General features: G+C 62.8%; 18 protein-coding genes. 7 read left to right on the forward strand and 11 right to left on the reverse strand.

Annotated elements, in window-relative coordinates:
• Window positions 1-6: 6 nt before the first annotated feature.
• Window positions 7-1482, reverse strand: a complete 1476-nt coding sequence (locus IB272_RS20390; protein ID WP_113293612.1) for an NAD-dependent succinate-semialdehyde dehydrogenase — start codon at window positions 1480-1482, stop codon at window positions 7-9.
• Between the two features lie 257 nt (window positions 1483-1739).
• Window positions 1740-3008 carry a 4-aminobutyrate--2-oxoglutarate transaminase gene (locus tag IB272_RS20395; RefSeq protein ID WP_034799611.1) on the reverse strand — a complete coding sequence of 423 codons (1269 nt, stop codon included), beginning with the start codon at window positions 3006-3008 and terminating at the stop codon, window positions 1740-1742.
• 225 nt (window positions 3009-3233) lie between these two features.
• On the opposite strand from IB272_RS20395, the gene IB272_RS20400 reads away from it, so the two are divergent.
• Complete coding sequence (locus IB272_RS20400) at window positions 3234-4046, forward strand: MerR family transcriptional regulator (RefSeq protein WP_034799613.1); 813 nt, start codon at window positions 3234-3236, stop codon at window positions 4044-4046.
• Between the two features lie 143 nt (window positions 4047-4189).
• On the opposite strand, the gene fba is transcribed toward IB272_RS20400, so the two are convergent.
• Window positions 4190-5233, reverse strand: coding sequence for a class II fructose-bisphosphate aldolase (fba, locus tag IB272_RS20405; protein WP_192444830.1), 1044 nt, complete (start codon window positions 5231-5233; stop codon window positions 4190-4192).
• 760 nt (window positions 5234-5993) lie between these two features.
• Here fba and IB272_RS20410 point away from each other — a divergent pair.
• The 4 genes from IB272_RS20410 to IB272_RS20425 are packed head-to-tail and all read left to right on the forward strand — an operon-like array spanning window position 5994 to window position 11296.
• The gene (locus IB272_RS20410) at window positions 5994-7592 is read left to right on the forward strand and encodes a peptide ABC transporter substrate-binding protein (protein WP_034799615.1); all 1599 of its coding nucleotides are present in this window, start codon (window positions 5994-5996) and stop codon (window positions 7590-7592) included.
• 54 nt (window positions 7593-7646) lie between these two features.
• Window positions 7647-8570 carry an oligopeptide ABC transporter permease OppB gene (gene oppB / locus IB272_RS20415; protein WP_034799616.1) on the forward strand — a complete coding sequence of 308 codons (924 nt, stop codon included), beginning with the start codon at window positions 7647-7649 and terminating at the stop codon, window positions 8568-8570.
• On the forward strand, window positions 8563-9693 hold the full coding sequence (locus IB272_RS20420) for an ABC transporter permease subunit (protein WP_034799617.1): 1131 nt from the start codon (window positions 8563-8565) through the stop codon (window positions 9691-9693). The genes oppB and IB272_RS20420 overlap by 8 nt, the downstream gene beginning before the upstream one ends.
• 1 nt (window position 9694) lies before the next feature.
• Window positions 9695-11296, forward strand: coding sequence for an ABC transporter ATP-binding protein (locus IB272_RS20425; protein WP_060530325.1), 1602 nt, complete (start codon window positions 9695-9697; stop codon window positions 11294-11296).
• A 75-nt stretch (window positions 11297-11371) separates the two neighbouring features.
• Here IB272_RS20425 and IB272_RS20430 read toward each other — a convergent pair whose 3' ends face one another.
• Window positions 11372-12733: a sigma-54 dependent transcriptional regulator gene (locus IB272_RS20430; RefSeq protein ID WP_192358259.1), complete on the reverse strand. Its 1362-nt coding sequence runs from the start codon at window positions 12731-12733 to the stop codon at window positions 11372-11374.
• On the reverse strand, window positions 12730-14556 hold the full coding sequence (locus tag IB272_RS20435) for a sensor histidine kinase (RefSeq protein ID WP_060586233.1): 1827 nt from the start codon (window positions 14554-14556) through the stop codon (window positions 12730-12732). The genes IB272_RS20430 and IB272_RS20435 overlap by 4 nt, the downstream gene beginning before the upstream one ends.
• A gap of 234 nt (window positions 14557-14790) precedes the next feature.
• Between IB272_RS20435 and IB272_RS20440 the strand changes: the two genes are divergently transcribed.
• Window positions 14791-15720 (forward strand): VOC family protein, encoded by a 930-nt coding sequence (locus IB272_RS20440; RefSeq protein WP_034799621.1) that lies wholly within the window; start codon window positions 14791-14793, stop codon window positions 15718-15720.
• Window positions 15721-15874: 154 nt separating this feature from the next.
• Window positions 15875-16477: an alpha/beta hydrolase gene (locus IB272_RS20445; protein WP_192444832.1), complete on the forward strand. Its 603-nt coding sequence runs from the start codon at window positions 15875-15877 to the stop codon at window positions 16475-16477.
• On the opposite strand, the gene IB272_RS20450 is transcribed toward IB272_RS20445, so the two are convergent.
• The 6 genes from IB272_RS20450 to IB272_RS20475 form a co-directional block, all read right to left on the reverse strand.
• Window positions 16478-17590, reverse strand: coding sequence for an ABC transporter permease (locus IB272_RS20450; RefSeq protein ID WP_192444834.1), 1113 nt, complete (start codon window positions 17588-17590; stop codon window positions 16478-16480).
• Window position 17591: 1 nt separating this feature from the next.
• Window positions 17592-18740: an ABC transporter permease gene (locus IB272_RS20455; protein ID WP_192444836.1), complete on the reverse strand. Its 1149-nt coding sequence runs from the start codon at window positions 18738-18740 to the stop codon at window positions 17592-17594.
• Window positions 18737-20467, reverse strand: coding sequence for an ATP-binding cassette domain-containing protein (locus IB272_RS20460; protein ID WP_192444839.1), 1731 nt, complete (start codon window positions 20465-20467; stop codon window positions 18737-18739). Before IB272_RS20460 ends, IB272_RS20455 begins: the two co-directional genes overlap by 4 nt.
• Window positions 20464-21471, reverse strand: coding sequence for a secretion protein HlyD (gene hlyD, locus IB272_RS20465; RefSeq protein ID WP_192372802.1), 1008 nt, complete (start codon window positions 21469-21471; stop codon window positions 20464-20466). The genes IB272_RS20460 and hlyD overlap by 4 nt, the downstream gene beginning before the upstream one ends.
• Window positions 21468-22169 (reverse strand): CerR family C-terminal domain-containing protein, encoded by a 702-nt coding sequence (locus IB272_RS20470; protein ID WP_192444841.1) that lies wholly within the window; start codon window positions 22167-22169, stop codon window positions 21468-21470. Before IB272_RS20470 ends, hlyD begins: the two co-directional genes overlap by 4 nt.
• A 181-nt stretch (window positions 22170-22350) precedes the next feature.
• The gene (locus IB272_RS20475; protein WP_034799628.1) at window positions 22351-23517 is read right to left on the reverse strand and encodes an HPP family protein; all 1167 of its coding nucleotides are present in this window, start codon (window positions 23515-23517) and stop codon (window positions 22351-22353) included.
• Between the last annotated feature and the right edge of the window lie 78 nt (window positions 23518-23595).

Raw genomic sequence — 23595 nt, forward strand, 5'->3', positions numbered from 1 at the left:
CATGGGTCAGATATTGCCCATGCAGAGATACTTCATCTCGAGATAGTCTTCGAGCCCGTGGCGGGAGCCTTCGCGGCCGATGCCCGATTGCTTGATGCCGCCGAAGGGCGCGGCTTCGGAGGACATGCGGCCGGTGTTGATGCCGACCATCCCGTATTCGAGCGCCTCAGCCACATGCCAGACGCGCTTCAGATTTTCGGCGTAGAAATAGGCGGCAAGACCGTAGATCGTGTCGTTGGCTTCGGCGATCACCTGCTCGGCGGTCTCGAAGCGGATGATCGGGGCGATCGGACCGAAGGTCTCTTCCTGGGCGACGCGCATGTCTGTCGAAATGCCTGTTAGCACCGTCGGCTCGAAGAAGGTGCCGGACGTGCCGATCCGGTGGCCGCCGGCGCGCACCTTGGCACCCTTCGAAACGGCGTCGGCGACATGGGCCTCGATCTTTTCGATCGCGTGTTTGTCGATCATCGGGCCGATGGTGATATCAGGCGTGAAACCGTCGCCGACAGTCAGCTCGGCGACGCGCCTGACGAACTTTTCGGCAAAGGCGTCATGCACGCCCGCTTGCACATAGATGCGGTTGGCCGAGACGCAGGTCTGGCCGGCATTGCGGAACTTCGCCTGGATGGCGCCATCGACCGCCTCGTCGATGTCGGCGTCGTCAAAGACGATGAAGGGGGCGTTGCCGCCAAGCTCCAGGCTGACCTTCTTGATCTGGTCGGAGCATTGTCGCATCAACAGCCGCCCGACCTCGGTCGAACCGGTGAAGCTGATCTTGCGCACCTTCGGGTTGCTGCAAAGTTCGCGGCCGATTGCAGCGCCTTCTGCGGCATAGAGCAGGTTGACGACACCAGTCGGGAAGCCTGCCTTTTCGGCGAGCAAGAACATCGCGCCGGCAACGAGCGGTGTCTGTTCGGCGGGTTTCAGCACGATGGTGCAGCCGGCGGCTAGCGCCGGCGAGATCTTGCGGGCGACCATCGAGGCCGGGAAATTCCATGGCGTGATCGTGCCGACGACGCCGACGGGCTGCTTGATCACAAGCATGCGGCGGTCGTTGGCCGGGGCGGGGAAGGTTTCGCCATAGATGCGTTTCGCCTCTTCCGCATACCACTCGACATAGGCCGCGGCATGCAGCACTTCACCCTTCGATTCGCCGATGGGTTTCCCCATCTCGGCCGTCAGGATGGCTGCAAGGTCGTCGGCATGCGCGACGATCAGGTCGTACCAGCGGCGAAGCACGGCACTGCGGTCTTTGGCAGGCTTTGCCGCCCAGAGAACTTGCGCCTTGGCCGCAGCTTCGATTGCCGCATGGGCTTCGTCGATGCCCATATCCGGCAGCGTCGCCAGCTTTTCGCCGGTCGATGGATTGAAGACGTCGAAGGTTGCGCCAGCCCAATTCTTGCCGGCCGCGGGGATGGAATGAAGCGAAGCGAACAGGTCGGCGTCGCGCAAGTGCTTGGTCAAGGCGGGGGTCAAGGTCATGGCGGGCATCCTCCGGCGATGGCCTGCCGCGAGACGGCAGGCCCGCTTTTGCTTGTTCTTGCGGGTGCCGATCAATCCCGGCACCCGAGAATTGCGCGTCTGAATTGGCGCGCAGCACCTACAGCGCCGCGCATCCCTCAGGATGCGCTAAGGCCGCCATAGCACTTTGAATTGCTGCATAATTTTGCCCTCAAGTCGATCCTGAATTGAGGAATTATGCACCGGGCAACCCACGTTGCTGGTCGCCCGGTCGAGGATCAAGCACGCGCTGCGAGGATCGACGCTTCGAGAATGTCGAGCGCTTCGGCGAAGACTTCGTCCTGGATGGTGATCGGCGCCAGGAAGCGGATGACGTTGCCGTGCACACCGCAGGTAAGCAGGATCAGGCCCTTTTCCAGAGCGATCAGGCGCACCTTGTTGGCAAAGTCAGCGCTCGGCAGGTTGGTCTTCACGTCGTTGAACTCGACGGCGTTCATGAAGCCGGGGCCGCGGATGTCGGCGATTTCGGGCGCCTGCTCGCGGATTGCGGCAAGCCGCTGCTTCAGTCGGCCGCCAAGCTGCTCGGCGCGCTCGCAGAGCTTCTCCTCAGCGATAACGTCAAGGACGGCGTGCGCTGCGGCGATGCCGAGTGGGTTGCCGCCATAGGTGCCGCCAAGGCCGCCCGGCGCTGGAGCATCCATGACTTCGGCGCGGCCGGTGACGGCGGCAAGCGGGAAGCCGCCGGCGAGGCTTTTCGCCATGGTGATGAGATCGGGCGCGACATCATGGTGGTCCATGGCAAACATCTTGCCGGTACGGGCAAAGCCGGTCTGAACTTCGTCGGCGATCAAGAGAATGCCGTGCTGGTCGCAAATTTCGCGCAGCGCCTTCATGAAGGCGGCAGGCGCCGGATAGAAGCCGCCTTCGCCCTGCACGGGCTCGAGAATGATCGCGGCGACGCGACCCGGATCGACGTCGGCGGCAAAGAGCTTCTTCAGCGCAGCGAGCGACTGTTCGGTGGTGACGCCGTGCAATTCGATCGGGAAGGGGGCGTGGAAGACGTCGCCCGGCATCGCGCCGAAGCCGACCTTATAGGGAACGACCTTGCCGGTGAGCGCCATGCCCATGAAGGTCCGGCCGTGGAAGCCGCCACTGAAGGCGATAACCGCCTGACGGCCTGTCGAGGCGCGGGCGATCTTGACGGCGTTTTCGACGGCTTCGGCGCCGGTGGTCACGAAGATGGTCTTCTTGGCGAAGTCGCCGGGCGTCAGTGCATTGAGGCGCTCGGCGAGATGCACGTAGGATTCGTAGGGAACGACCTGGTGGCAGGTGTGGGTGAAGCGATCGATCTGCGCCTTGACCGCCTCGATCACCTTCGGGTGGCGATGGCCGGTATTGACGACCGCGATGCCGGAGGCGAAGTCGATGTAGCGATTGCCTTCCTTGTCCCAGATTTCCGAATTTTCCGCGCGGTCGGCGTAGATCTGGGTGGTCATGCCGACGCCGCGCGAGATGGCGGCGTTCTTGCGGTCGGGGAGGCTGGTCATGGCGCGTTCCTGTCGTCTGGAGTTAATATATTGCATTTTTTCTGCAAGTTTATTGTGGAAGTGGTACACCTTTCACTGTCGATTGCAAATCAAATTTGGTGATCGAGACACCACGGTTGCTGATGCGCCGTTCTTGTCAGATCTCGATCGCGGCGGCTAAGGTTGCGGACACGCCGGAATTGCAAGGATTCGGGCAGCGCCGCTGGGCGGTAAAGGGAAATTGGAATGGGCGCAGTGCGCTACAAGGTCGCTGAAGCGGCGCGACTGGCGGGGGTTTCCGCCTCGACGCTGAGGCTATGGGAGACGCAAGGTCTCGTCGTGCCCGAGCGCTCGCCGACGGGGCATAGGCAGTATACCGAGAACGATCTTGCCCGGTTGAAGCGCATCTCCTGGTTCCGGGCCGAGCGTGGTCTCAATCCGGCTGCGATCCGTGAGGCGCTGGACGCCGAAGCGGCTGCGGATGACCAGCCCCCATCGGCGACGAGCGACGGGCCTGAAAACCAGATCGGGCGCAAGCTACGCAGCCTCAGGCACGCCGCCGGCAAGACGCTGGAGCAGGTCGCCGGCGAGATCGGCATCGCCGCCTCGGTGCTCTCGACGCTGGAGCGCACGTCGCAGGGCGTCTCGGTCGCTGTGCTGCACAACATCGCGGAATTCTTCGGAACCACCGTTTCCAGCCTTGCTGGTGAAGAGGAGGCGGATACGCGCGCCGTCGTTCGGGCCGGCGAATGGCGGACATGGCCGCGCACGACCCCCGGCGTCACGGTGCAACTGCTTGCCGATGGCCGCAACCAGATGGATTGCCACCGCTTCGTGCTGGAGCCAGGCGCGTCCAGCGAAGGCGCCTACGGGCACGAGGGCGAGGAGTTTGTCTATGTGCTTTCCGGCCGTGTCGAGTTCATTCTCGACAGCGACCAGTTCTACGACCTCGGTGTCGGCGACTCGCTCTATTTCGAGAGCAAGAGGCGGCACGCCTGGACGAACCGGCATGACGGCGAAACCGTGCTGCTCTGGGTCAACACGCCGCCGACGTTCTAATCGTCGGACGGTCACGCGGCATTCCCAATTGAAACGAAATCGGCGCGCGGTCCGAATAGAACCGCGCGCCGATCGGTGTTGTGAGCCCAGACAAGCCGTCTGCTCCCCGATCCGGTGACCCGGAGCGGGGAGGGATTGTCGGATCAGCCGGCCGCGTAGCGCTTTGCCATTTCCGGCAGGCGCAGCGTGCGGATCTTCGAGGCCTTGCCAGCGGTGCGGAAGGCTTCGAAGCGCTCCTTGCAGACTTCGGTCATCAGCGCGGTTGCCGGCTTCAGGTAGGTGCGCGGGTCGAAGTTTTCCGGGTTCTCGGCGAAGTTCTTGCGGATCGTGCCGGTCATGGCGAGGCGCAGGTCGGTGTCGATGTTGACCTTGCGAACGCCGAGCGGGATCGCCTTCTGGATTTCCGAGACCGGCACGCCCCAGGTCGGCTTCATCTTGCCGCCATAGGTGTTGAAGAGATCCTGCAGATCCTTCGGCACCGACGACGAGCCGTGCATGACGAGGTGGGTGTTCGGCAGCTTCTTGTTGATCTTGGCGATCGTTTCGATCGACAGGATGTCGCCATCGGGCTCGCGGGTGAACTTGTAGGCGCCGTGGCTGGTGCCGATGGCGACGGCCAGTGCGTCGACGCCGGTCTTGGTGACGAAGTCGAGCGCCTGCTCCGGATCGGTCAGCAGTTCTTCACGCGACAGCTTGCCGTCGAAGCCGTGGCCGTCTTCCTTGTCGCCGGCGCCAGTTTCGAGGTTGCCGAGGCAGCCGAGTTCGCCTTCAACCGAAACGCCGGCCGCATGCGCGATCTTCACGACTTCTGCGGTGACGGCGACATTGTATTCATAGCTGGCAACGGTCTTGCCGTCCTTCTCCAGCGAGCCGTCCATCATGACGGAGGTGAAGCCGTTGGTGATGGCCGAAATGCAGGTCGACGGCTGGTCGCCGTGGTCGAGGTGCAAACAGACCGGGATATGCGGGTATTCTTCCGCCGCGCCAAGGATGAGGTGGCGCAGGAACGCGTCACCGGCGTAGGAGCGGGCGCCACGGCTTGCCTGAAGGATGACCGGACTGTCGGTCGCATCGGCGGCGCGCATGACGGCCTGAATGTATTCCAGATTGTTCACATTGAACGCCGGCAGCGCGTAGTCGTTCTCCGCCGCATGGTCGAGCAGTTGCCGCAATGTGATCAATGCCATTCGCTATCTCCCTTTGGATACTCGGTGCAACCTATGCGGCGCACCACAAAAACAATCCGGCCGTTGAACCGCACGAAATGCATCGATGGCAAAGTCGATGGCCGGCTTTTTCGTGCGGCGTGACGGCGCGCGCGAATTGGTCGCGCCCACCGAAGTCAGGCGCACAATAGTTCATCGAAGTGGTTTGACAACCGGGCAAAAGGCAGGTTGCCAGAGGTCGAAACTCGCTTCAATCGATTTTACTGTGGACTGGATGCAACACCTTCAGTGTGAAGTGTTTTCACTTTCTGGTGGTGCCTGAGAGGAGGGGGAGTCGAGGGCAGTGGATGCAACCATTGGGCGCTGATTTTGTCTGTTACACCATCGTGGTGGATGCCCTGTCGGAGACAGTCTGTCGACAGGAGGTGAACGTCCCGCAAGAAGATTGCGGCAACGCCCCTCTTTCTTTGCGCAGATTACGTAAACTGCCGCTAAAATTCACAAACTTTGCATCGCGGATGATTCGAGGCCCAATCCGGCCGACAAAAAGCGCGGACCTAAAACGTTGCAGTAGATTTCGCAAAAATGCCCTGTTCACGTCATATGCCCGTCGCAAAGGCGACGAAAAGAATCGCAAACAAAATACAACCTATGGGATAGGCCGATTCCCCTCCTATAGATAAAGATGCAGACAGCCGCAGAATCCGCCTTGCGTTCGCGAACGATTTGCACTTCTCTCCTGCGATCACAAACCCAAAACAAGGGGAAGGAGAGAAACAAAATGGCATCACTGAAACTCAACCTCCGCGCTGCCGCGCTGATTGGCTCGCTGCTCATCGGAGCAAGCCCGGCACTTGCCGAAGCTGTCCTGCATCGCGGCAACGCAGGTGAGCCGCAGACGCTCGACCAGCACCACACCTCGATCAACATTGAAGCGTTCATCCTCAAGGACCTCTACGAAGGCCTGACGATCTATGACGCCTCTGCCAAGATCGTCCCCGGTGTTGCTGAGACGTGGGAGCTTTCGGACGATGGCACGGTCTACACCTTCAAGTTGCGCGCCGATGCAAAGTGGTCGGACGGTTCGCCGGTAACGGCTGAAGACTTCGTCTTCTCCTTCCGCCGCGTCGAGGATCCGAAGACGGCTGCCGGCTACGCCAACATTCTCTTCCCGATCAAGAACGCCGAGAAGGTCAACAAGGGCGACCTGCCGACCGATCAGCTCGGCATCAAGGCGATCGACGAAAAGACCGTCGAAATCACGCTCGAGCGTCCGACCCCGTTCTTCCTGGAGCTGCTCGCACACCAGACGGCACTTCCGGTCAGCAAGGCCAGCGTCGAAAAGAACGGCGCAGACTTCGTCAAGCCGGGCGTCATGGTATCGAACGGCGCCTTCACGCTGCAGGCCCACGTTCCGAACGACAGCCTGACAGTCGTCAAGAACGCCAACTACTGGGATGCGGCCAACGTCAAGCTCGACAAGGTCATCTTCTACCCGATCGACGACCAGGCTGCTTCGGTTCGTCGTTTCGAAGCCAAGGAAATGGACCTCGTCTACAACTTCTCGGCTGACCAGATCGACCGTCTGCGCACGTCCTATGGCGAGCAGGTCCATGTCTCGCCGTCGCTTGCGACCTATTACTACGCCTTCGACACCCGCCAGGAGCCCTATAGCGACGTTCGCGTCCGCCAGGCTCTCTCCATGGCCGTCGACCGCGACTTCCTCGCCAAGGAAATCTACGCCGGTTCGCAGCTCCCCGCCTATTCGATGGTTCCTCCGGGCATCGAGAGCTACGGTGAGCCGTCCAAGGCCGAGTTCGGCACGCTGTCGCAGCTCGACCGCGAAGACAAGGCCATCGCCCTGATGAAGGAAGCCGGCTACGGCGAAGGTGGCAAGCCGCTCGACATCGAGCTGCGCTACAACACCAACCCGAACCACGAGCGCGTCGCAACGGCTGTCGCCGACATGTGGAAGAACACCTTCGGCGCCAAGGTGTCGCTGGTGAACCTCGACGTGTCCTCGCACTACGCCTACCTGCAGGAAGGCGGCAAGTTCAACGTTGCCCGCGCCGGCTGGCAGGCTGACTACGCGGATGCCGAGAACTTCCTGGCGCTCAGCGTCGGCTCCAACAAGACCTTCAACTACGGCCATTTCGAAAACGCCGAGTTCGACGGCCTGATGAAGAAGTCCTACGACGAGCAGGATCCGGCCGCTCGCTCGAAGCTGATGCATGAAGCCGAAGCGCTGCTGATGAAGGAACAGCCGATCGCTCCGCTTCTGACCCAGGCCGACCTGTGGCTGGTTGCCAGCCGCGTCAAGGGCTGGGCGGACAATGCTCCGAACGAGCACCTCAGCAAGTTCCTGAGCATCGCCGAATAACGAACAGAGACGACGCGCGGTCATAAGGTCGCGCGTCGCCTCCGGAGCACGTCCATGATTTCCTTCATCCTTCGCCGATTGGCGAGTGCGGTGCCGACCTTGTTTATCGTCGTCACCATTTCGTTTTTCTTGATGCGGTTCGCCCCTGGTGGCCCCTTCAACCTCGAGCGTCCTCTTCCGCCACAAACGATGGCGAACCTGATGAAGACGTACCAGCTCGACCAGCCTCTTTGGCGCCAATACACGCACTATCTCAGCAATGCGGTGACCGGCGACTTCGGCCCGAGCTATGTCTACAAGGACAACAACGTCGCTGAACTGATCGGCAAGGGTCTGCCCTATTCGATGGAACTCGGCTTCTACGCGTTGCTTATTGCGCTGATCGGCGGCGTCACCGCCGGAACGATCGCCGCGCTTCGGCAAAACAGCGTCCTCGATTTCACCATCATGTCGTTTTCGACGATAGGGGTCACCGTGCCCAACTTCGTCGTCGGCCCGGTGCTGACACTGGTCTTTGCGATCGTGCTCGCATGGCTGCCGGCCGGTGGTTGGGGGGATGGATCGCTGCGCTTCCTGATCCTGCCGATGATCGCGCTGGCATTGCCGCAGCTTGCGGTTTTTGCGCGGCTCACGCGCGGCTCGATGATCGAGGCGCTGCATACCGACCATATCCGAACAGCCAAGGCCTATGGCCTGCCATCGCGAACGGTCGTCGTTACCCATGCGATGCGTGGTGCGATGCTGCCGGTCGTGTCCTATCTCGCGCCCTGTGCTGCGGCCCTTCTGACCGGCTCGGCCGTCGTTGAGACGATCTTCACCATCCCGGGCGTCGGTCGCTACTTCGTCCTTGGCGCCATCAACCGTGACTACACGCTGGTGATGGGCACAGTTATCCTCGTTGCCATCTTTGTCATCGTTTTCAATCTCCTGGTCGACATTCTCTACGGCCTGCTCGATCCGAGGGTTCGCCATGACTGATATCGCCCAGACCCCGGCGGCGACGCCGGAAACAAAGGGGCGCAGCCTCTTCCAGCTCGCCGCCATGCGTTTCAAGCGCAACCGCGCCGCCATGGCCGGCTGCTTCATGCTGGCGCTTATCGCGCTGTTCTCGTTCCTCGGCCCGTTCTTCGTCCCGCACACCTATGATCAGGTGTTTCCGTCCTACGTCTCGATCAGCCCGAGCCTGGAGCCGCGTCCAGATACGTCGACGCTTCAGGACGTGATGGAAGGCGTCGCCACACGGGCACGCGTCACGCTCAAGGAGTTCAATCTCGAGGGGGAAACCTTCACCGCGACGATTACCTCCGAACAGCCGATCGATTCCCGTGCCACGCGCTACTTCGACCGCGCCAACGAATTCCGTGACACCCAGGTGGTGGCAACGGAAAACGACGGTAAGACGCTGAAGGTGACCGGTCAGGTCGACCGGGAATACTTCCCCTTCGGCACGGATTCCAACGGCCGCGACCTCCTGGTTCGCGTCATGCTCGGCGGCCAGATCTCGATCGCCGTCGGCCTGCTTGCGAGCCTCGTGTCTCTCGGGATCGGCGTGGTCTACGGCGCGACATCGGGCTACATCGGCGGTCGCGTCGACAACGTCATGATGCGTCTGGTTGAGATCATGTATTCTCTGCCCTTCGTGTTTCTGGTCGTCGTTCTCGTCGTGTTCTTCGGGCGCTCGTTCATCCTGATCTTCCTGGTGATCGGGGCAGTGGAATGGCTCGACATGGCCCGTATCGTGCGCGGTCAGACATTGGCGTTGAAACGTCGAGAATTCGTCGGCGCCGCGCAGGCGCTCGGCCTGACAGACTGGCAGATCATCCGCCGGCACATCATCCCCAACACGATTGGCCCGGTCATCGTTTTCGTGACCGTCGTCGTGCCCAAGGTGATCCTGCTCGAGAGCTTCCTCTCCTTCCTCGGCCTCGGCGTTCAGGCGCCGCTGACGAGCTGGGGGGCGCTGATCTCGGAAGGCGCAAACAACATCCAGTCGGCGCCATGGCTTCTGATCTTCCCGGCCATCTTCTTCGTCCTGACGCTGTTCTCGCTGAACTTCGTCGGCGACGGCCTGCGCGACGCGCTCGACCCGAAGGATCGCTGACATGGCAGATACCAAGGAAACCATCCTGGCCGTTCGCGGTCTCAAGGTGAACTTCTCGACGCCTGACGGCACGGTCGAAGCGGTCAAGGGCATCGACCTCGATGTGCGCACCGGCGAAACGCTCGCGGTCGTCGGCGAGTCCGGCTCCGGCAAGAGTCAGACGATGATGGGCATCATGGGCCTGCTTGCCAAGAACGGCACCGTGACCGGCTCGGCAACCTACCGCGGGCAGGAGCTCGTCGGACTGCCGGCTAAGGCCTTGAACCAGGTCCGCGGCGCGAAGGTCACCATGATCTTCCAGGAGCCGATGACCTCGCTCGATCCGCTCTATCCAGTCGGTCGCCAGATCGCCGAGCCGATCGTTCACCACCGCGGCGGCACGTTCAAGCAGGCGCGGGCGCGCGTGCTCGAACTGCTGGAGCTCGTCGGCATTCCGGAACCGGCGCGCCGCATCGACAGCTATCCGCACGAGCTATCGGGCGGCCAGCGCCAGCGCGTGATGATCGCGATGGCACTTGCGAACGACCCGGATCTGCTGATTGCGGACGAGCCGACGACGGCGCTCGACGTGACGATCCAGGCGCAGATCCTCGATCTCCTGAAATCGCTGCAGAAGCGATTCGGCATGGCGATCGTGCTGATCACCCACGACCTCGGCATCGTCAAACACTTCGCCGACCGTGTCGCCGTGATGCGTCGCGGCGAAGTGGTTGAAAAGGGCACGACGGCCGACATCTTCGAACGGCCGCAGGCCGACTATACGAAGATGCTGCTTGCCGCCGAACCGAGCGGCCGCAAGGCGTCTCCGCCCGACAGTGCGCCGATCATTCTTGAAGGTCGCGACGTCTGCGTCGACTACCAGATCGGTGGCGGTCTCTTCCGCGGCGGAAAGTCCGTCTTCCGTGCGGTCGACAGCGTCAATCTGCGCTTGAAGGAAGGGCAGACGATCGGTGTCGTCGGCGAGTCCGGTTCGGGCAAGTCGACGCTCGGCCGCGCGCTTCTTCGACTCCTGCCGAGCAGCGGCCACTACCGCTTCGGCACGACGGATATCTCCGGCTTCGACCGAGGGCAGATGCGGCCGTTGCGGCGCACCCTGCAGCTCGTCTTCCAGGATCCCTACGGCTCGCTTTCGCCACGGCGCACCGTCGGCGAAATCATCACCGAAGGCCTGCACGTGCACGAGCCCGAGCTCACCCGCGCCGACCGCGACCGCCGGGCGTCGGAAGCGTTGAAGGAAGTGGGGCTTGATCCCGCCTCCCGCAACCGCTATCCGCACGAGTTCTCGGGCGGCCAGCGCCAGCGCATCGCCATTGCTCGTGCCATGATCCTGAAGCCCAAGGTCGTCATCCTCGATGAGCCGACGTCGGCGCTCGACCGTTCGGTCCAGGGGCAGGTGATCGAGCTGTTGCGCGACCTGCAGCGCTCACACGGGCTCTCCTACATCTTCATCAGCCACGACCTTTCGGTGGTGAAGGCGATGTCGGACTATGTGATCGTCATGAAGAACGGCAAGATTGTCGAGGAAGGCGAGACCGATGCGATCTTCGAGGCGCCGAAGCAGCCCTATACCAAGACGCTGATCGGCGCTGCCTTCAACGTTTGAGCAGGCACAGGCCTTCAAAATTTGGCGGGGACGCGAGCGATCGCGTCCCCGTTTCCGTTCTCGGGCTCGGAAACGTCAGGTCTCGTTCTCTGCGGAGAAATCGGAAGCGACGAGTTTCTTGTCGAGCCCGAACTTCTGCATCTTTTCGTAGAGCGTCTTGCGCGAGATGCCGAGGGTCTCGTAGACCGGCTTCAGCGCGCCGCCATGGGCGGCGATTGCGCTGGCGATGAGGCCTTTTTCATAGGCCGCCACCTTGTCGGCAAGGCGGTTGCCGTTTTCCGATCGCGCGCTGTCGTCGGGAGCCGCATCGAGCCCGAGCACCAGCCGCTCGGCGGCATTGCGCAACTCGCGCACGTTGCCCGGCCAGTCGCGCTCGGCGATTTCGGCCAGCATCGATTGGGAGATCTCCACCTCATCCCGGCCGTAGCGAGCGGCCGACTCCCTGACCAGTTGCAGAAAGAGCAGCGGAATGTCGGCGCGCCGCTGGGCAAGCGAGGGGACGCGGAGCGTCGCGACGTTGAGGCGATAGAGGAGGTCCGCCCGGAAGCGCCCGGCGGCGACTTCCTTTTCGAGATCGACCTTGCTGGTGGCGATGAAACGGACGTCGAGCGGGACCTGCTCGTTCGATCCCAGACGGGTGATGACGCGTTCCTGCAGCACCCGCAGAAACTTTGCCTGGAGGTCGAAGGGCATCGAGCCAATCTCGTCGAGCAGGATCGTACCGCCGCGACCATGTTCGAACTTGCCGTAGCGTGGACGGATGGCGCCGGGAAAGGCGCCGGGCTCATGGCCGAAGAGCTCGCTTTCGATCAGGTTTTCGGGCAGTGCGGCGCAGTTGATAGCGATGAACGGGCTGTTGGCGCGGGTGCTCAGATCATGCAGCGTGCGGGCCAGCACCTCCTTGCCGACGCCGGTATCGCCGATGATCAACGTATCGGCATCGGCCGCGCCGAGCGCGCGGATGCGGTAGCGCAGGTCGACCATGACCTGGCTTCGACCGGGCAGCCGCTGTTCGATGTCGTCGCGCTTGCCGGCAACCGCCTTCAGCCGGCGGTTTTCAAGAACGAGCGCGCGCCAGTCCAGTGCCCGGCGGATCGTGCCGGCGAGCATCTGTGCTGCAAAGGGCTTCTCGACGAAGTCATAGGCGCCTTCGCGCATGGCCCGGACCGCGAGTTGCACATCGCCATGGCCGGTGACGAGGATAACCGGTACCTCCGCATCGATTTCGCGGATGCGCTGCAGGAGGGTCATGCCGTCCATGCCCGGCATGCGGATATCGCTGATCACCACGCCAGCAAAACTGTAGCTGATGAATTCGAGCGCGTGTTCGGCGGCCGAGAAGGCTTCAACGCGGAAACCGGCCAGCTCCAGCGCCTGGGCGCTCGAATGGCGCACATCCTCTTCGTCATCGACGAGCAGGATCCGGCTCTCGATCATTCGGCGGCCTCCCGGGCATTGCTGTTTTCGGCAGCGAGTTCGATGCGGAACTCGGCGCCGCCTTCCGCGAGGTTAGTCGCGACAAGGCTTCCGCCGAAATCCTTGATAATGTTATAGGAAATCGAAAGGCCAAGGCCCAGTCCCTTGCCGACGCCCTTTGTGGAAAAGAACGGGTCGAAGATACGTTCGGCAATCGCCGGCGCAATGCCGGGGCCGCGGTCGCTGACGGTCAGCACGACTTTGCCGTCTTCCTGCTTCGCACGCAGGCGGATGGTGCGGTCGTCAAGGCCCTCGACGGCATCGGCGGCATTGGAAATGATGTTGACGAGCACCTGCTGCAGGCGGACCGAGCCGGCCCGGACGACGAGCGGTTCGTTGCCGAGATCGATGTCGATGGTCGCCGCCGCCGCCTTCAGCCGAACCGACACGATCTCCATCGTGTCGCGCACCACTTCCTCGACCGGGACCGGCCCGAGTTTCTCGTTCGGTTTGCGGGCGAAATTGCGCAGGTGCTTGCTGATCGCCGCCATCCGGTCGACAAGCCCGGAGATGCGGCGGATATTGTCCGTCGCCTCGTCGGACCGACCCCGCTCGATCAGCAGTGCGGCGCTGTCAGCATAGGTCTTGGCGGCGGCGAGCGGCTGGTTGAATTCGTGCGAGAGGGCGGCGGACATCTGCCCGAGCCCTGCCAGTTTTCCGGCCTGGATCAGATCGGCCTGCGTCCGTCGCAGTTGCTTCTCCGTCAGCCGCCGTTCGGCGATCTCTTCCTCGATCTGGCCGTTGACGCGGGCAAGATCGGCGGTGCGTTCGTCTACGCGGCGTTCCAGCTCGGCCTGTGCTTCCGCCTGCATCGACAGGCGCTCGTTGAGCCGCGCGCGCCGCTGGAGAATGATGGCGACGCCGAGACCGGCAAGGCAGAGCAGAAGCAGAGCGGCGATAACAGTCGTCAGCGCCTGTGTTCGCACCGACGCGGTGTCGACCAGCACATTTACCGTCCAGTCGGCGTCGGGCATCCGCTGCGAAAGCATAAGGTATTCGCGGCTTGAGTTTTCGGCCGAGACGGTGAGGAAATGACGGTCGGACGAAACGCGCTCCGACACGGGAAGGGCATGTACGGTCGCATCGGCGTAGCGCCTGGAGGCCTCGGTTCGTGCAAGCCGGTCCGACGTCAGCGGCAGGATCGACGCGTAGCGCCATTCCGGATCGCCGGACATGAAGACGATGCCTTCCGGGTCGGAGACGAAGATCTTGTACTCGCCGCCCTGCCAGGACGCTTCGATGCGCTCGACATCGACCTTGAACACCATGACGCCGCGGATCTCGTTGCCGACCCGGATCGGGGATCCGAAAAAGTAGCCGCGTTTCAACGACGTGGTTCCGAGTGCATAGAACCGCGATTGCTCGCCGCGAAGCGCTTCCTGGAAGTAGGGCCGGTAGCTGAAATTCTGCCCAACGAAGCTCGTCGGCCCGTCATAGTTGCTGGCGGCGATGGTGTTGCCATCCGGCGTGATCACGTAGATGTCCGAGGACTGCAACAGGCCGTTGATGTCCTTGAGGTAGCTGTCGACGGCCTCCCGCAGTCGCCGGTCCCGTGGGCGGGTGACGAGCTCGCGGACATCGTCATGATCCGCGATCAGTGCCGGCAACGCCTGGTAGCGGTTGAGGTGGCCGTCGAGCGCGGTGACGGCGAGGCGCAGCGCCGTGGTCGCCTGAGCACCTGCCTCGCGCAAATAGCTGTCGGTCGTGACCGCATAGCCTTTCCATGCCAGCATGGCTGCAAGCAGCGGCAACAGCAGGAACGCAAGGACCAAGCGATGTTTCACAGATATGCGCGCCCCTCCTCGCGTCGTTGCAGCAAATGCCGCCCGCCGATCTTAAGCATCGGGGCGAGGGCTCACAAGTCGCCGCTGGAACTCGCTTCTGTTGACGAGTTTTAGGTGTCGTCAACGATCTGTTGACAATGCGTTTGGTTGCGGCCGTCTTTCGCCGAGGAGCGGATAGGCGCATCTAAGACCCAACGGAGCGCCCGGTGGCGCCGGAGAGAAAGGATCACGGCAATGCTCAATCAGATCAAGGGTCTGCATCACGTCACCTCGATGGCGGACGATGCGCGCGAGAACAACCTGTTCTTCACCAAGTCGCTCGGCCTGCGCCGTGTCAAGAAGACGGTCAACTTCGACTCGCCGGATGTCTACCACCTCTATTACGGCGACGAAGCCGGCACGCCTGGTACCGTCATGACCTATTTCCCGTTCCCGCAGATGCCGCGTGGCCGCGCCGGTACTGGCGAAGTCGGAACCACCGTCTTCTCCGTGCCCGAAGGTTCGCTCGGTTTCTGGAAAGAGCGGCTGGCGACGCTCGGCGCCACCGGTCTCAAGGATGAAGAAACCTTCGGTGAAAAGCGCCTGAACTTTGCCGGTCCTGATGGTGACGGCTTTGCGCTTGTCGAGGTCAGGGACGATGGGCGCACGCCCTGGACGGAAGGCGGCATTTCCGCTGATCATGCGATCCGCGGGTTCCATTCGGCAGCACTGCGCCTGCGTGACGAAGGTGCGACGGCGGAACTTCTGAAGTTCATGGGCTACGAAGAACTTGACCGCAAGGATGGTGTAACTCGTCTAATCGTGCCCGGCGGCAACGATGCCCGCGTCATCGACCTCGAAACGATGCCGAATATCGGCCGCGCCTCGCAAGGGGCCGGCTCGGTGCACCACATCGCCTTCGCGGTCGATAACCGCGAAAAGCAACTCGAGGTGCGCAAGGCACTGATGGACACGGGCTATCAGGTGACGCCGGTCATCGACCGCGATTACTTCTGGGCGATCTATTTCCGCACGCCGGGCGGCGTGCTGTTCGAGATCGCGACAAACGAGCCTGGCTTCGACCGGGACGAGGACCTCGCCCATCTCGGCGAGGCGCTGAAGCTGCCGCAGCAGCACAAGCACCTGCGCCCGATCCTCGAAAGTCACCTGCAGAAGATCGACTAAGACGCCAAAAAGGCTCGCCGCCGCGGCGAGCCTCGCTACCCGATCTTGCACAGGTCGGTTCACAGTTTCGTCGAAACCGTGAAGCCAACGCTTTGAAATCAGGCAGGTTCGCACGAGGCTTCGACCCGTCGGAGGCCTGCCCCAGGAGACAAAAATGGTAGATCATGGCTATGTTCACAAGCTGAAGGCCGGAAAGCCCGGCCAGCCGATTTTCTTCGTGTTCCACGGGACCGGCGGTGACGAGAACCAGTTCTTCACTTTCGCATCCGAGTTGCTGCCCGACGCGACGATCGTTTCGCCACGAGGCGACGTTTCGGAATTTGGCGCCGCACGCTTCTTCAAGCGCACCGGCGAGGGTGTCTACGATATGGCCGACCTTGCTCGCGCCACCGAAAAGATGACGGGCTTCGTCAAGGCGCTGGCTACGGAGCATCAGGCTTCTCAGGTGATCGGCCTTGGTTATTCCAACGGCGCGAACATCCTTGCCAACGTGCTGATCGAAGGTGGTGTTTTCTACAAGGCGGTGCTGATGCATCCCTTGATCCCGTTCCGCCCGAAGGACAATGCGGGGCTGAAGGAGCGTAGCGTCCTGATCACCGCCGGCGAGCGTGACCCCATCTGCCCGGCGCCGCTGACCCAGGCGCTCGCGGACTTTTTCCAGGGGCAGGGCGCGGCAACCGAGATCGAGTGGCATTCGGGCGGGCACGACATCCGCCAGAATGAAATCGCGGCGATCGCGCGCTTCCTGAAGGATTGATCACTCCAGCCGGCGACGGAACAGCCAGGAGGCGGCCGAGAGGGTGACGATGGCGATCAGAAACAATGGGATCGTCTGTCGCGCCACCTCGACCGCCGGAATGTCCTTGAGGAACACGCCCTTCACGATCACGAGGAAGTAGCGCAGCGGATTGACATAGGTGATCGGCTGCAGCCAGGAGGGCATGTTCTCGATCGGCGTGGCGAAACCCGAAAGCAGCATCGCCGGCACCATGAACAGGAACGCGCCGAGGATCGCCTGCTGCTGCGTCATCGACAGGGCAGAAATGAACAGGCCGAGGCCGACGACGGAGGCGAGGTAGAACACCGCGCTGCCGTAGAGCAAAAGCAGCGAGCTGCGCAGCGGCACGCCGAAGATGAAGACGGCCGCCAGGATGTAAATGCTGATGTGGAAGAGGCCGATCATCATCGGCGGGATCAGCTTGCCGATCAGGATCTCGTGGGTTCGAAGCGGCGAGACCATCAGTTGATCGAAAGTGCCGAGCTCCCGTTCGCGCGCGATCGATAGCGCCGTGACAATAAGACCGATCAACAATGCGATGCTGGCGACGAGGTTCGGAACCATGAACCACTGGTAGGTAAGGTTTGGATTGAACCAGTTGCGGGCAACGACGGTGACCGCCCCCGATGCCATGCGCTTGCCGGCGGGCGTCTCGGCGGCAAGCGCGCCGACGATACGGCCGAGATAACCGGAGACGATCTGCGACGCATTGGAGCGGCGGCCGTCGAGGATGACCTGCACCTCCGCCGGCCGGCCGGCCTCGATATCGCGCGAGAAGGTGGGGCCGATTTCGATCGCCGCAATGACCTGCTGGGTGTCGATCGCCAGGCGTACCTCCTGCTGACTGTCGGTGAAGCGGATGCTTCGGAAGGTTGGCGAGCCGTCGATCCCCTCGATCAGATCCTGGCTCCAGTGGCCGTTGTCGCGGTTCAGCACCAGCACGTTGACATTCGTGACCTCCAGCGTCGCAGCGTAGGAGAACACCAGAAGCTGCAGGATCGGCGGTACGATCAGCACGGTGCGCCCCTTGGGGTCGCGCAGCACCGCCAGCAACTCCTTGACGATCAGGGCCTTCAGTCTCGTCCACCACATGTCAGCCGATCCTCTTGCGGGTACTGCGGGCGGCGAGCGCGAAGAACACGCTGCCGATCAGGAGCATGGCGGCAATGGACTTGCCGAACATCGGCCAGATGTCGCCAGCCAGAAACACCGTCTGCAGGCTCGGGATCAGATAGCGCGCCGGCACGATAAAGGTGATCCACTGGATGACCGTCGGCATCGAATTGATCTCGAAGAGAAATCCCGAAAGCAGAAAGGCCGGAAGAAACGCCGAAATCAGCGCGAGCTGCGAGGCGAGGAACTGGTTCTTGGTCGCCGCCGAAATCAACAGGCCCTGACCGAGCGCCGGCATCAGGAAAGTCGCTGACAGCGCGTAGAGCGCTGCGACCGAGCCGCGAAAAGGAACGCCGAAGAGGAAGACGGCAAGGAGGACGCAGAGCGTCATCGAGGTGAGCCCGAGAATAAAATAGGGCAGCAGCTTGCCGGCAAGGAGTTCGGCTGCCGAAACCGGCGTCGCCATCATCGCCTCCATCGTGCCGCGCTCCCATTCACGTGCAACGACGAGCGAGGTGAGCAGCGTCCCGACCAGCGTCATGACGATGGCGATCGAGCCCGGCACCAGGAAGTTCCGGCTGGTCAGCTCCGGGTTGAACCAGAAGCGCTGCTCGGCCGAGATCGCCGGCGGCCGGCCGGCGCTGTCGCTCAACCGCTGGCGCTCCCAATTGGCTACGGTCGCCTGCGCATAGTTCTGGACGAAGTTCGCGGTGTTGGGATCGGAGCCATCGACGAGCACCTGCAAGGCGGGGTGCCGACCGGCCGAGTAGTCGGCCACGAAGCTCTTGGGGATTACAACGATGCCGCGGACCCGGCCAAGCACTAGGTCTTCCTCGAACTCGCGGCGGTCCCGACCGACCGCCACCGTGAAATAACGCGAGGCCTGAAATCCCGCAGCGAGATCGCGCGTCAGCGGGGCCTCTTCTTCGACGACGAGGCCGATGCGGGTCTGCGTCGTGTCGAGCGAAACACCATAGCCGAAGAGAAACAACAGGATCATCGGCAGCACGAAGGCGATCAGGATGCTGCTCGGGTCGCGAACGATCTGATAGCTTTCCTTGCGCACCAACGCGGCAAAGCGTCTGGCTCTCGTGGCCCCGCCCTCGGTCGTTGCGGCGCGCGCGCTCATGCGGCCTCCTTCTCCTCTGAGCCTTGAACCAGAGCGATGAAGGCATCCTCCATCGTCGGGTCCGGAAGCTCGGGGCTAGCGACTTGCGCCTTCAATTCGTCCGGTGAGCCGAGCGCGATCGACCGGCCGCGATAAATCAGCGAAATGCGGTCGCAATATTCGGCTTCGTCCATGAAGTGGGTGGTGACGAGTACGGTGACGCCCTTTTCGACAAGGCCGTTGATGTGGGTCCAGAATTCGCGCCGGGTGATGGGGTCGACGCCGGAGGTCGGTTCGTCGAGAAACAGCGCTTCCGGTTCGTGCAATACGGCGCAGGCGAGTGCCAGACGCTGCTTGAGGCCGAGCGGCAGATCTTTCGCCGACATGTCGAGCAGGCGGGCGAAGCCGAAGATTTCCGTCATCAACTGGATGCGTTCGCGTTTGCGCGCGCCGGCAAGACCGTAGACGCCCGCAAAGAAGCTGAGGTTCTGGCCGACGCTCAAATCGCCGTAGAGCGAGAATTTTTGCGCCATGTAGCCCAGCCGGTTGCGTGCTTCCGCTGCGTCTCGCCGTAGATCGAAACCGGCGACGCGGCCTTCGCCGGCCGTGGGCTTCAACAGCCCGCACAACATCTTGAAGGTCGTGGATTTGCCGGCGCCGTTCGGGCCTAAGAGCCCGAAGATCTGACCGCGCGGTATGTCGAAGGTGATCGCATCCGCGGCGGTGAAATCGCCGAAGCGTTTCGTCAGTCCGCGCGCTTCGATGACCGGGCGTTCGCCGTCGGTCGGGAAGGGGGTCTGGGTTTCCGCGAGCTTGGAGCGGCCACCGGGACCGCCGCCGAGCATGTCGATGAACGCATCCTCGAAACGCGGCGTGGTCGTCGCCACGCCCGATGCGGACGAATGTCCCTCCGGGGTTGGCGGTTTGGTCCCTGGCTTCATGACCAGGCGGATCGCTTCGCCCTGGATGACCCCGTCGACGACATCGTCGTCGTCGAGATAGCTTGCGAGCTTCTGGCGCCGCCCATGGGGAATGCCGGAAACCTTGAAGACGCGATCGGCAACCCTGGCGGTCAATTCGGCCGGACTGCCCGTGAACAGGAGCTTGCCTTCGTTCAAGAGCAGAACGCTGTCGCAGGCCTCCGCCTCGTCCAGATAGGCCGTGGACCAGACGACTCCGATGCCTTCCTTCGTCAGGTTTTCGACCATCTTCCAGAGATCTCGGCGCGAGATCGGGTCGACGCCGACGCCCGGTTCGTCGAGGAGAAGCAGCCTCGGCTTGCGCAGCAGGGCGCAGGCAAGGCCAAGCTTCTGCTTCATGCCGCCGGAGAGCTTGCCGGCAAGGCGGCTAGTGAAACGCTTGAGGTCGGTAAATTCGAGCAGTTCGTCGAAGGTCGCTGCGCGCTCGCCAAGCGGCAGGCCGCGCAGATCGGCGTAGAGATTGAGGTTTTCCTGAACGGAAAGGTCCTCATAGAGGCCGAAGCGTTGCGGCATGTAGCCGATGGCCGCCTGGATATCGGCAGCATTCGCCACCGTATCGAAACCGAGAACCTCGACCTCGCCTTCGTCCGGCACCATCAGCCCGGTCATCAGACGGATCAGCGTGGTCTTTCCGGCGCCATCGGGGCCGACGAGCCCGGTGATCCGCCCGCCCAAGATTTCGCCAGCGATATGGTCGAGCGCCGGCGGGGCATCGCCGAAGCGCTTGACCACATCCGCGATGCGAACGAACGGCACCTCGTCGCTCATTGCGCGGCTCCAGCCTTTTCCGGCAGATGCACGGTCACGGGCATGCCCTGCCGGAGATCGGGGCCCGGCTTGTCGACCACGATGCGCAGGCGATAAACGAGATCGGTGCGCAGTTCCGGCGTTTCCACCGACTTGGGCGTGAATTCGGCGACCGGTGAAATGAACCCGACCGTCGCCTTGTAGCGGTGGTCCGGGGCGCTGTCGGACGTGACCTCGACGGCCATGCCGGGATGCACCCGGCCAAGGTCCGGTTCCGCCACATAGGCGCGCACCCAGACGGGTTCGTTCAGCGAGACGACGTAGACGGTGTCGGAAGGCGCGACGATGGCACCAGCCTCGCGCACCCGTGACAGGACCGTGCCGGCGCTCGGCGCGAACAGTTGGGTATCGGCAAGCGAGGTGCGGGCGCTTTCGAGCTTGGCTTCGGCGGCAAGCACCTGCGCCTGGGCGGCTTCAATATCCTCGATCCGGCTTCCCTCTTCGATGAGCGCCAAGGCCTCGCGGGCGGAGGTGGCGCGCGCTGCGGCTGCCGCCCTGTTGGCATTCGCCTCGTCGAGATTGGCCTGGGAGATGGTGCCGTTCGGGCGCAATTGCCGCGCGCGTTCATAAGCGAGATTGGCGTTTTCGAGATCGGCCAGACGTTCCTCATGGGTCGCGCGCGCCTGGGCGATCTCAGTCGGGCGTGCCCCCGCCCTCAGCTTTGCAAGGTTGGCCCTGAGCGCACCGAGATCAGCCTGCGCCGCGGCGACCGCCTGCTCGAACGGGACGGCGTCCAGCGTCGCCAGAACGTCCCCGGGCTTGACCACGTCTCCTTCGTCGACGCCAAGGCTTGCGATTCGGCCGCTGACGCGGAAGCCGAGTGAAACCTGCCGAATGTCGACATTGCCGTAGAGCACCGAGGTCTGCTCCGTGCCGATCCAGCCGAGCCGCTGCGGCACGTCGAACCACCAGGCACTGGCCGCGGCTCCGGCAAGCAATACAAGGGCTACTGCCGGCTTGTTCATGACCGGTCCTCCCGCTTGCTTCCAATGGTCGCGACCAGCTCGGCAGCATGTCGGCGCAAGAGGTCGAGCTCGTCAGGACCGACCGCCTGCCATTTCATCTGCCGAAGCACGGCTGCGTGGGCCATGCGGAAGACCAGGATGCTGCCGACGAAGGACAGGGTTTTCAGCCGGACCTGTTCCGATTGAGGAGGCTCGCCAAGGATGGTGGCAACCAGCCTGCCGGCCATGCCGATCATCGGGCCCATGACGTTGGAATAGACGCGCTCAAAGGCTTCCGTCGGCTCCATCTGTTCGCGGATGATGAAGCGCGCCCAGCTTTCGGACTGACGGCTCACGAAGAGGGCGACCATGTGCTGCGCCAGCTGGGTGAGCATGTCGCGGGCTTCCCGGGGTTCCAACGGCTGGCCTTGGCTGTCGAGGTGGGCAAGGCGAGCAAGAACCGCGTTTCGAAGGTCTGCGACGTGGTCGATGATGATCGAGGCAAGGTGCTCTGCAGCGGCGATATGGAGGCCTTCCTTGCCGCCGAAGTAATAGGGGATTGCCTGGAGGTTCACGCCTGCCGTTTCGGCGAGCATGCGAGTGGTTGCGCCGTCAAAGCCGTAGCGGCCAAAGACGTCGATGGAACTGGTCAGCAGTTTCTCGCGGGTGACATCTCCGCGGTCCTGCTTGGTCGGACGGGGCGAGGTTTCTTTTTTCATGACATACTGAAATTACATCATTCCATTGAATAAGTCAATCGAATGAATGTATGCGACGGATGACGACATGCCTTGGTTCGATGAGGTCGTGTTGCAGAAAGCGAGTCGCGCAAAGGCGCACAGCGGTTTTGCTGTGGCGCTCTATTTTGCGGGCGAGGAACCTCCGGTGAACCTTTTTGGCCTAAGCGACGTCGCGCTCTTCGCCCCGTTCGAGGCGGCGCTGAAAGAGGGCGGCGATGAGATCCGATTGGGTGACGACGCCGAGCAGCCGGTTATCCGGATCGACCACGGGCATATGGTGCAGCCCCATGTCGGACATCGGCGGCACGAGTTTGGCGATCATGGTTTCCGGCAGGGCGGATTGCACCTTGCGGGTCATGATGTCGGATACGAGCCGCGGCGTTTTCGGCCCGAAGCCGATAACGTTTCCGAGCCGCTGGCGGATGCCGCCCTGCGGCGTGAGCATCGCGTGTTTCATGAAATCGGTTTGCGTGACGATACCGACGAGGCCGTCCTTTTCAGTCACGACCGGTAGCGCCTTGATGTGATGCTTGATCAGGGTCTGCCAGGCCTGGCGCAAGGTCGTCTCGGGCGTGGCCGTGGCGACGTCGCGCGACATGATCTCGGCGCAGGTGATTTCGCCGGAGCGGCGGTTGAAGGCGCGGATCTGCGCCTGGTGGATCAACGCGTCGAGCTCTTCGGGACTGACGTCGACCACTTCACCATATTGGGCGAGAACGGCCTGCAGGTCTTCGGGGACGATGCCGAGCCTGTGCGTCGGCGCGGGGTCGCTCGTTCCATGCAGCGTCGGCGCCTGCGCAAGATGCGGGTAGCGGCGACCGGTCACGTTGTTGAACGCCAGCGCGATCAAGAGGATGACGACCGAATTGATGGCGACCGGCGACAGGACGAACCAGTAGCCCGCCTCGTGGATCGCCGGGCCACCGAGCACGGCGGTCAGCGCAACCGCCCCGCTCGGCGGATGAAGGCAGCCGAGCAGCAGCATGATCGCGATGGCGAGCCCGACGGCGACTGCGGCTGCGACGACCGGATCCGGGATCAGCAACGCCGCGGTCACGCCGATCAGCGAAGAGATGGTGTTGCCGCCGACGATCGACCAGGGCTGGGCGAGCGGGCTGGCCGGGGCGGCAAAGAGAAGGACGGCCGAGGCGCCCATTGGCGCGATCAGCAGCGGCAGGCTGGCGCCCGCCCCGAGGGCATAGCTGCTGATCAAGCCGGTAAGCAGGATGCCAAGAAGCGCGCCCAAAGACGCACGCAGGCGTTCCAGATGGCTGATCGGAACGAGCGATGGGATGAAACGCTTGATGTACGCGCGGGCCTTCGACATGGAGCCTCTCGGGAGGGGAGGTACGGACTTGGGCACGCCATTAGCACATGGCGCAGCATTGGGCATGAAATCCGCATC

It is taken from the genome of Ensifer sp. ENS08 (assembly GCF_014852195.1).
Taxonomy (GTDB): Bacteria; Pseudomonadota; Alphaproteobacteria; order Rhizobiales; family Rhizobiaceae; genus Ensifer; species Ensifer adhaerens.

Bases quoted from the DNA above. Each gene is read 5' to 3' on its own strand.
- IB272_RS20390 (WP_113293612.1), bottom strand. From the start codon at position 1,482: ATGACCTTGACCCCCGCCTTGACCAAGCACTTGCGCGACGCCGACCTG.
- IB272_RS20395 (WP_034799611.1), bottom strand. From the start codon at position 3,008: ATGACCAGCCTCCCCGACCGCAAGAACGCCGCCATCTCGCGCGGCGTC.
- IB272_RS20400 (WP_034799613.1), top strand. From the start codon at position 3,234: ATGGGCGCAGTGCGCTACAAGGTCGCTGAAGCGGCGCGACTGGCGGGG.
- fba (WP_192444830.1), bottom strand. From the start codon at position 5,233: ATGGCATTGATCACATTGCGGCAACTGCTCGACCATGCGGCGGAGAAC.
- IB272_RS20410 (WP_034799615.1), top strand. From the start codon at position 5,994: ATGGCATCACTGAAACTCAACCTCCGCGCTGCCGCGCTGATTGGCTCG.
- oppB (WP_034799616.1), top strand. From the start codon at position 7,647: ATGATTTCCTTCATCCTTCGCCGATTGGCGAGTGCGGTGCCGACCTTG.
- IB272_RS20420 (WP_034799617.1), top strand. From the start codon at position 8,563: ATGACTGATATCGCCCAGACCCCGGCGGCGACGCCGGAAACAAAGGGG.
- IB272_RS20425 (WP_060530325.1), top strand. From the start codon at position 9,695: ATGGCAGATACCAAGGAAACCATCCTGGCCGTTCGCGGTCTCAAGGTG.
- IB272_RS20430 (WP_192358259.1), bottom strand. From the start codon at position 12,733: ATGATCGAGAGCCGGATCCTGCTCGTCGATGACGAAGAGGATGTGCGC.
- IB272_RS20440 (WP_034799621.1), top strand. From the start codon at position 14,791: ATGCTCAATCAGATCAAGGGTCTGCATCACGTCACCTCGATGGCGGAC.
- IB272_RS20445 (WP_192444832.1), top strand. From the start codon at position 15,875: ATGGTAGATCATGGCTATGTTCACAAGCTGAAGGCCGGAAAGCCCGGC.
- IB272_RS20450 (WP_192444834.1), bottom strand. From the start codon at position 17,590: ATGTGGTGGACGAGACTGAAGGCCCTGATCGTCAAGGAGTTGCTGGCG.
- IB272_RS20455 (WP_192444836.1), bottom strand. From the start codon at position 18,740: ATGAGCGCGCGCGCCGCAACGACCGAGGGCGGGGCCACGAGAGCCAGA.
- IB272_RS20460 (WP_192444839.1), bottom strand. From the start codon at position 20,467: ATGAGCGACGAGGTGCCGTTCGTTCGCATCGCGGATGTGGTCAAGCGC.
- hlyD (WP_192372802.1), bottom strand. From the start codon at position 21,471: ATGAACAAGCCGGCAGTAGCCCTTGTATTGCTTGCCGGAGCCGCGGCC.
- IB272_RS20470 (WP_192444841.1), bottom strand. From the start codon at position 22,169: ATGAAAAAAGAAACCTCGCCCCGTCCGACCAAGCAGGACCGCGGAGAT.
- IB272_RS20475 (WP_034799628.1), bottom strand. From the start codon at position 23,517: ATGTCGAAGGCCCGCGCGTACATCAAGCGTTTCATCCCATCGCTCGTT.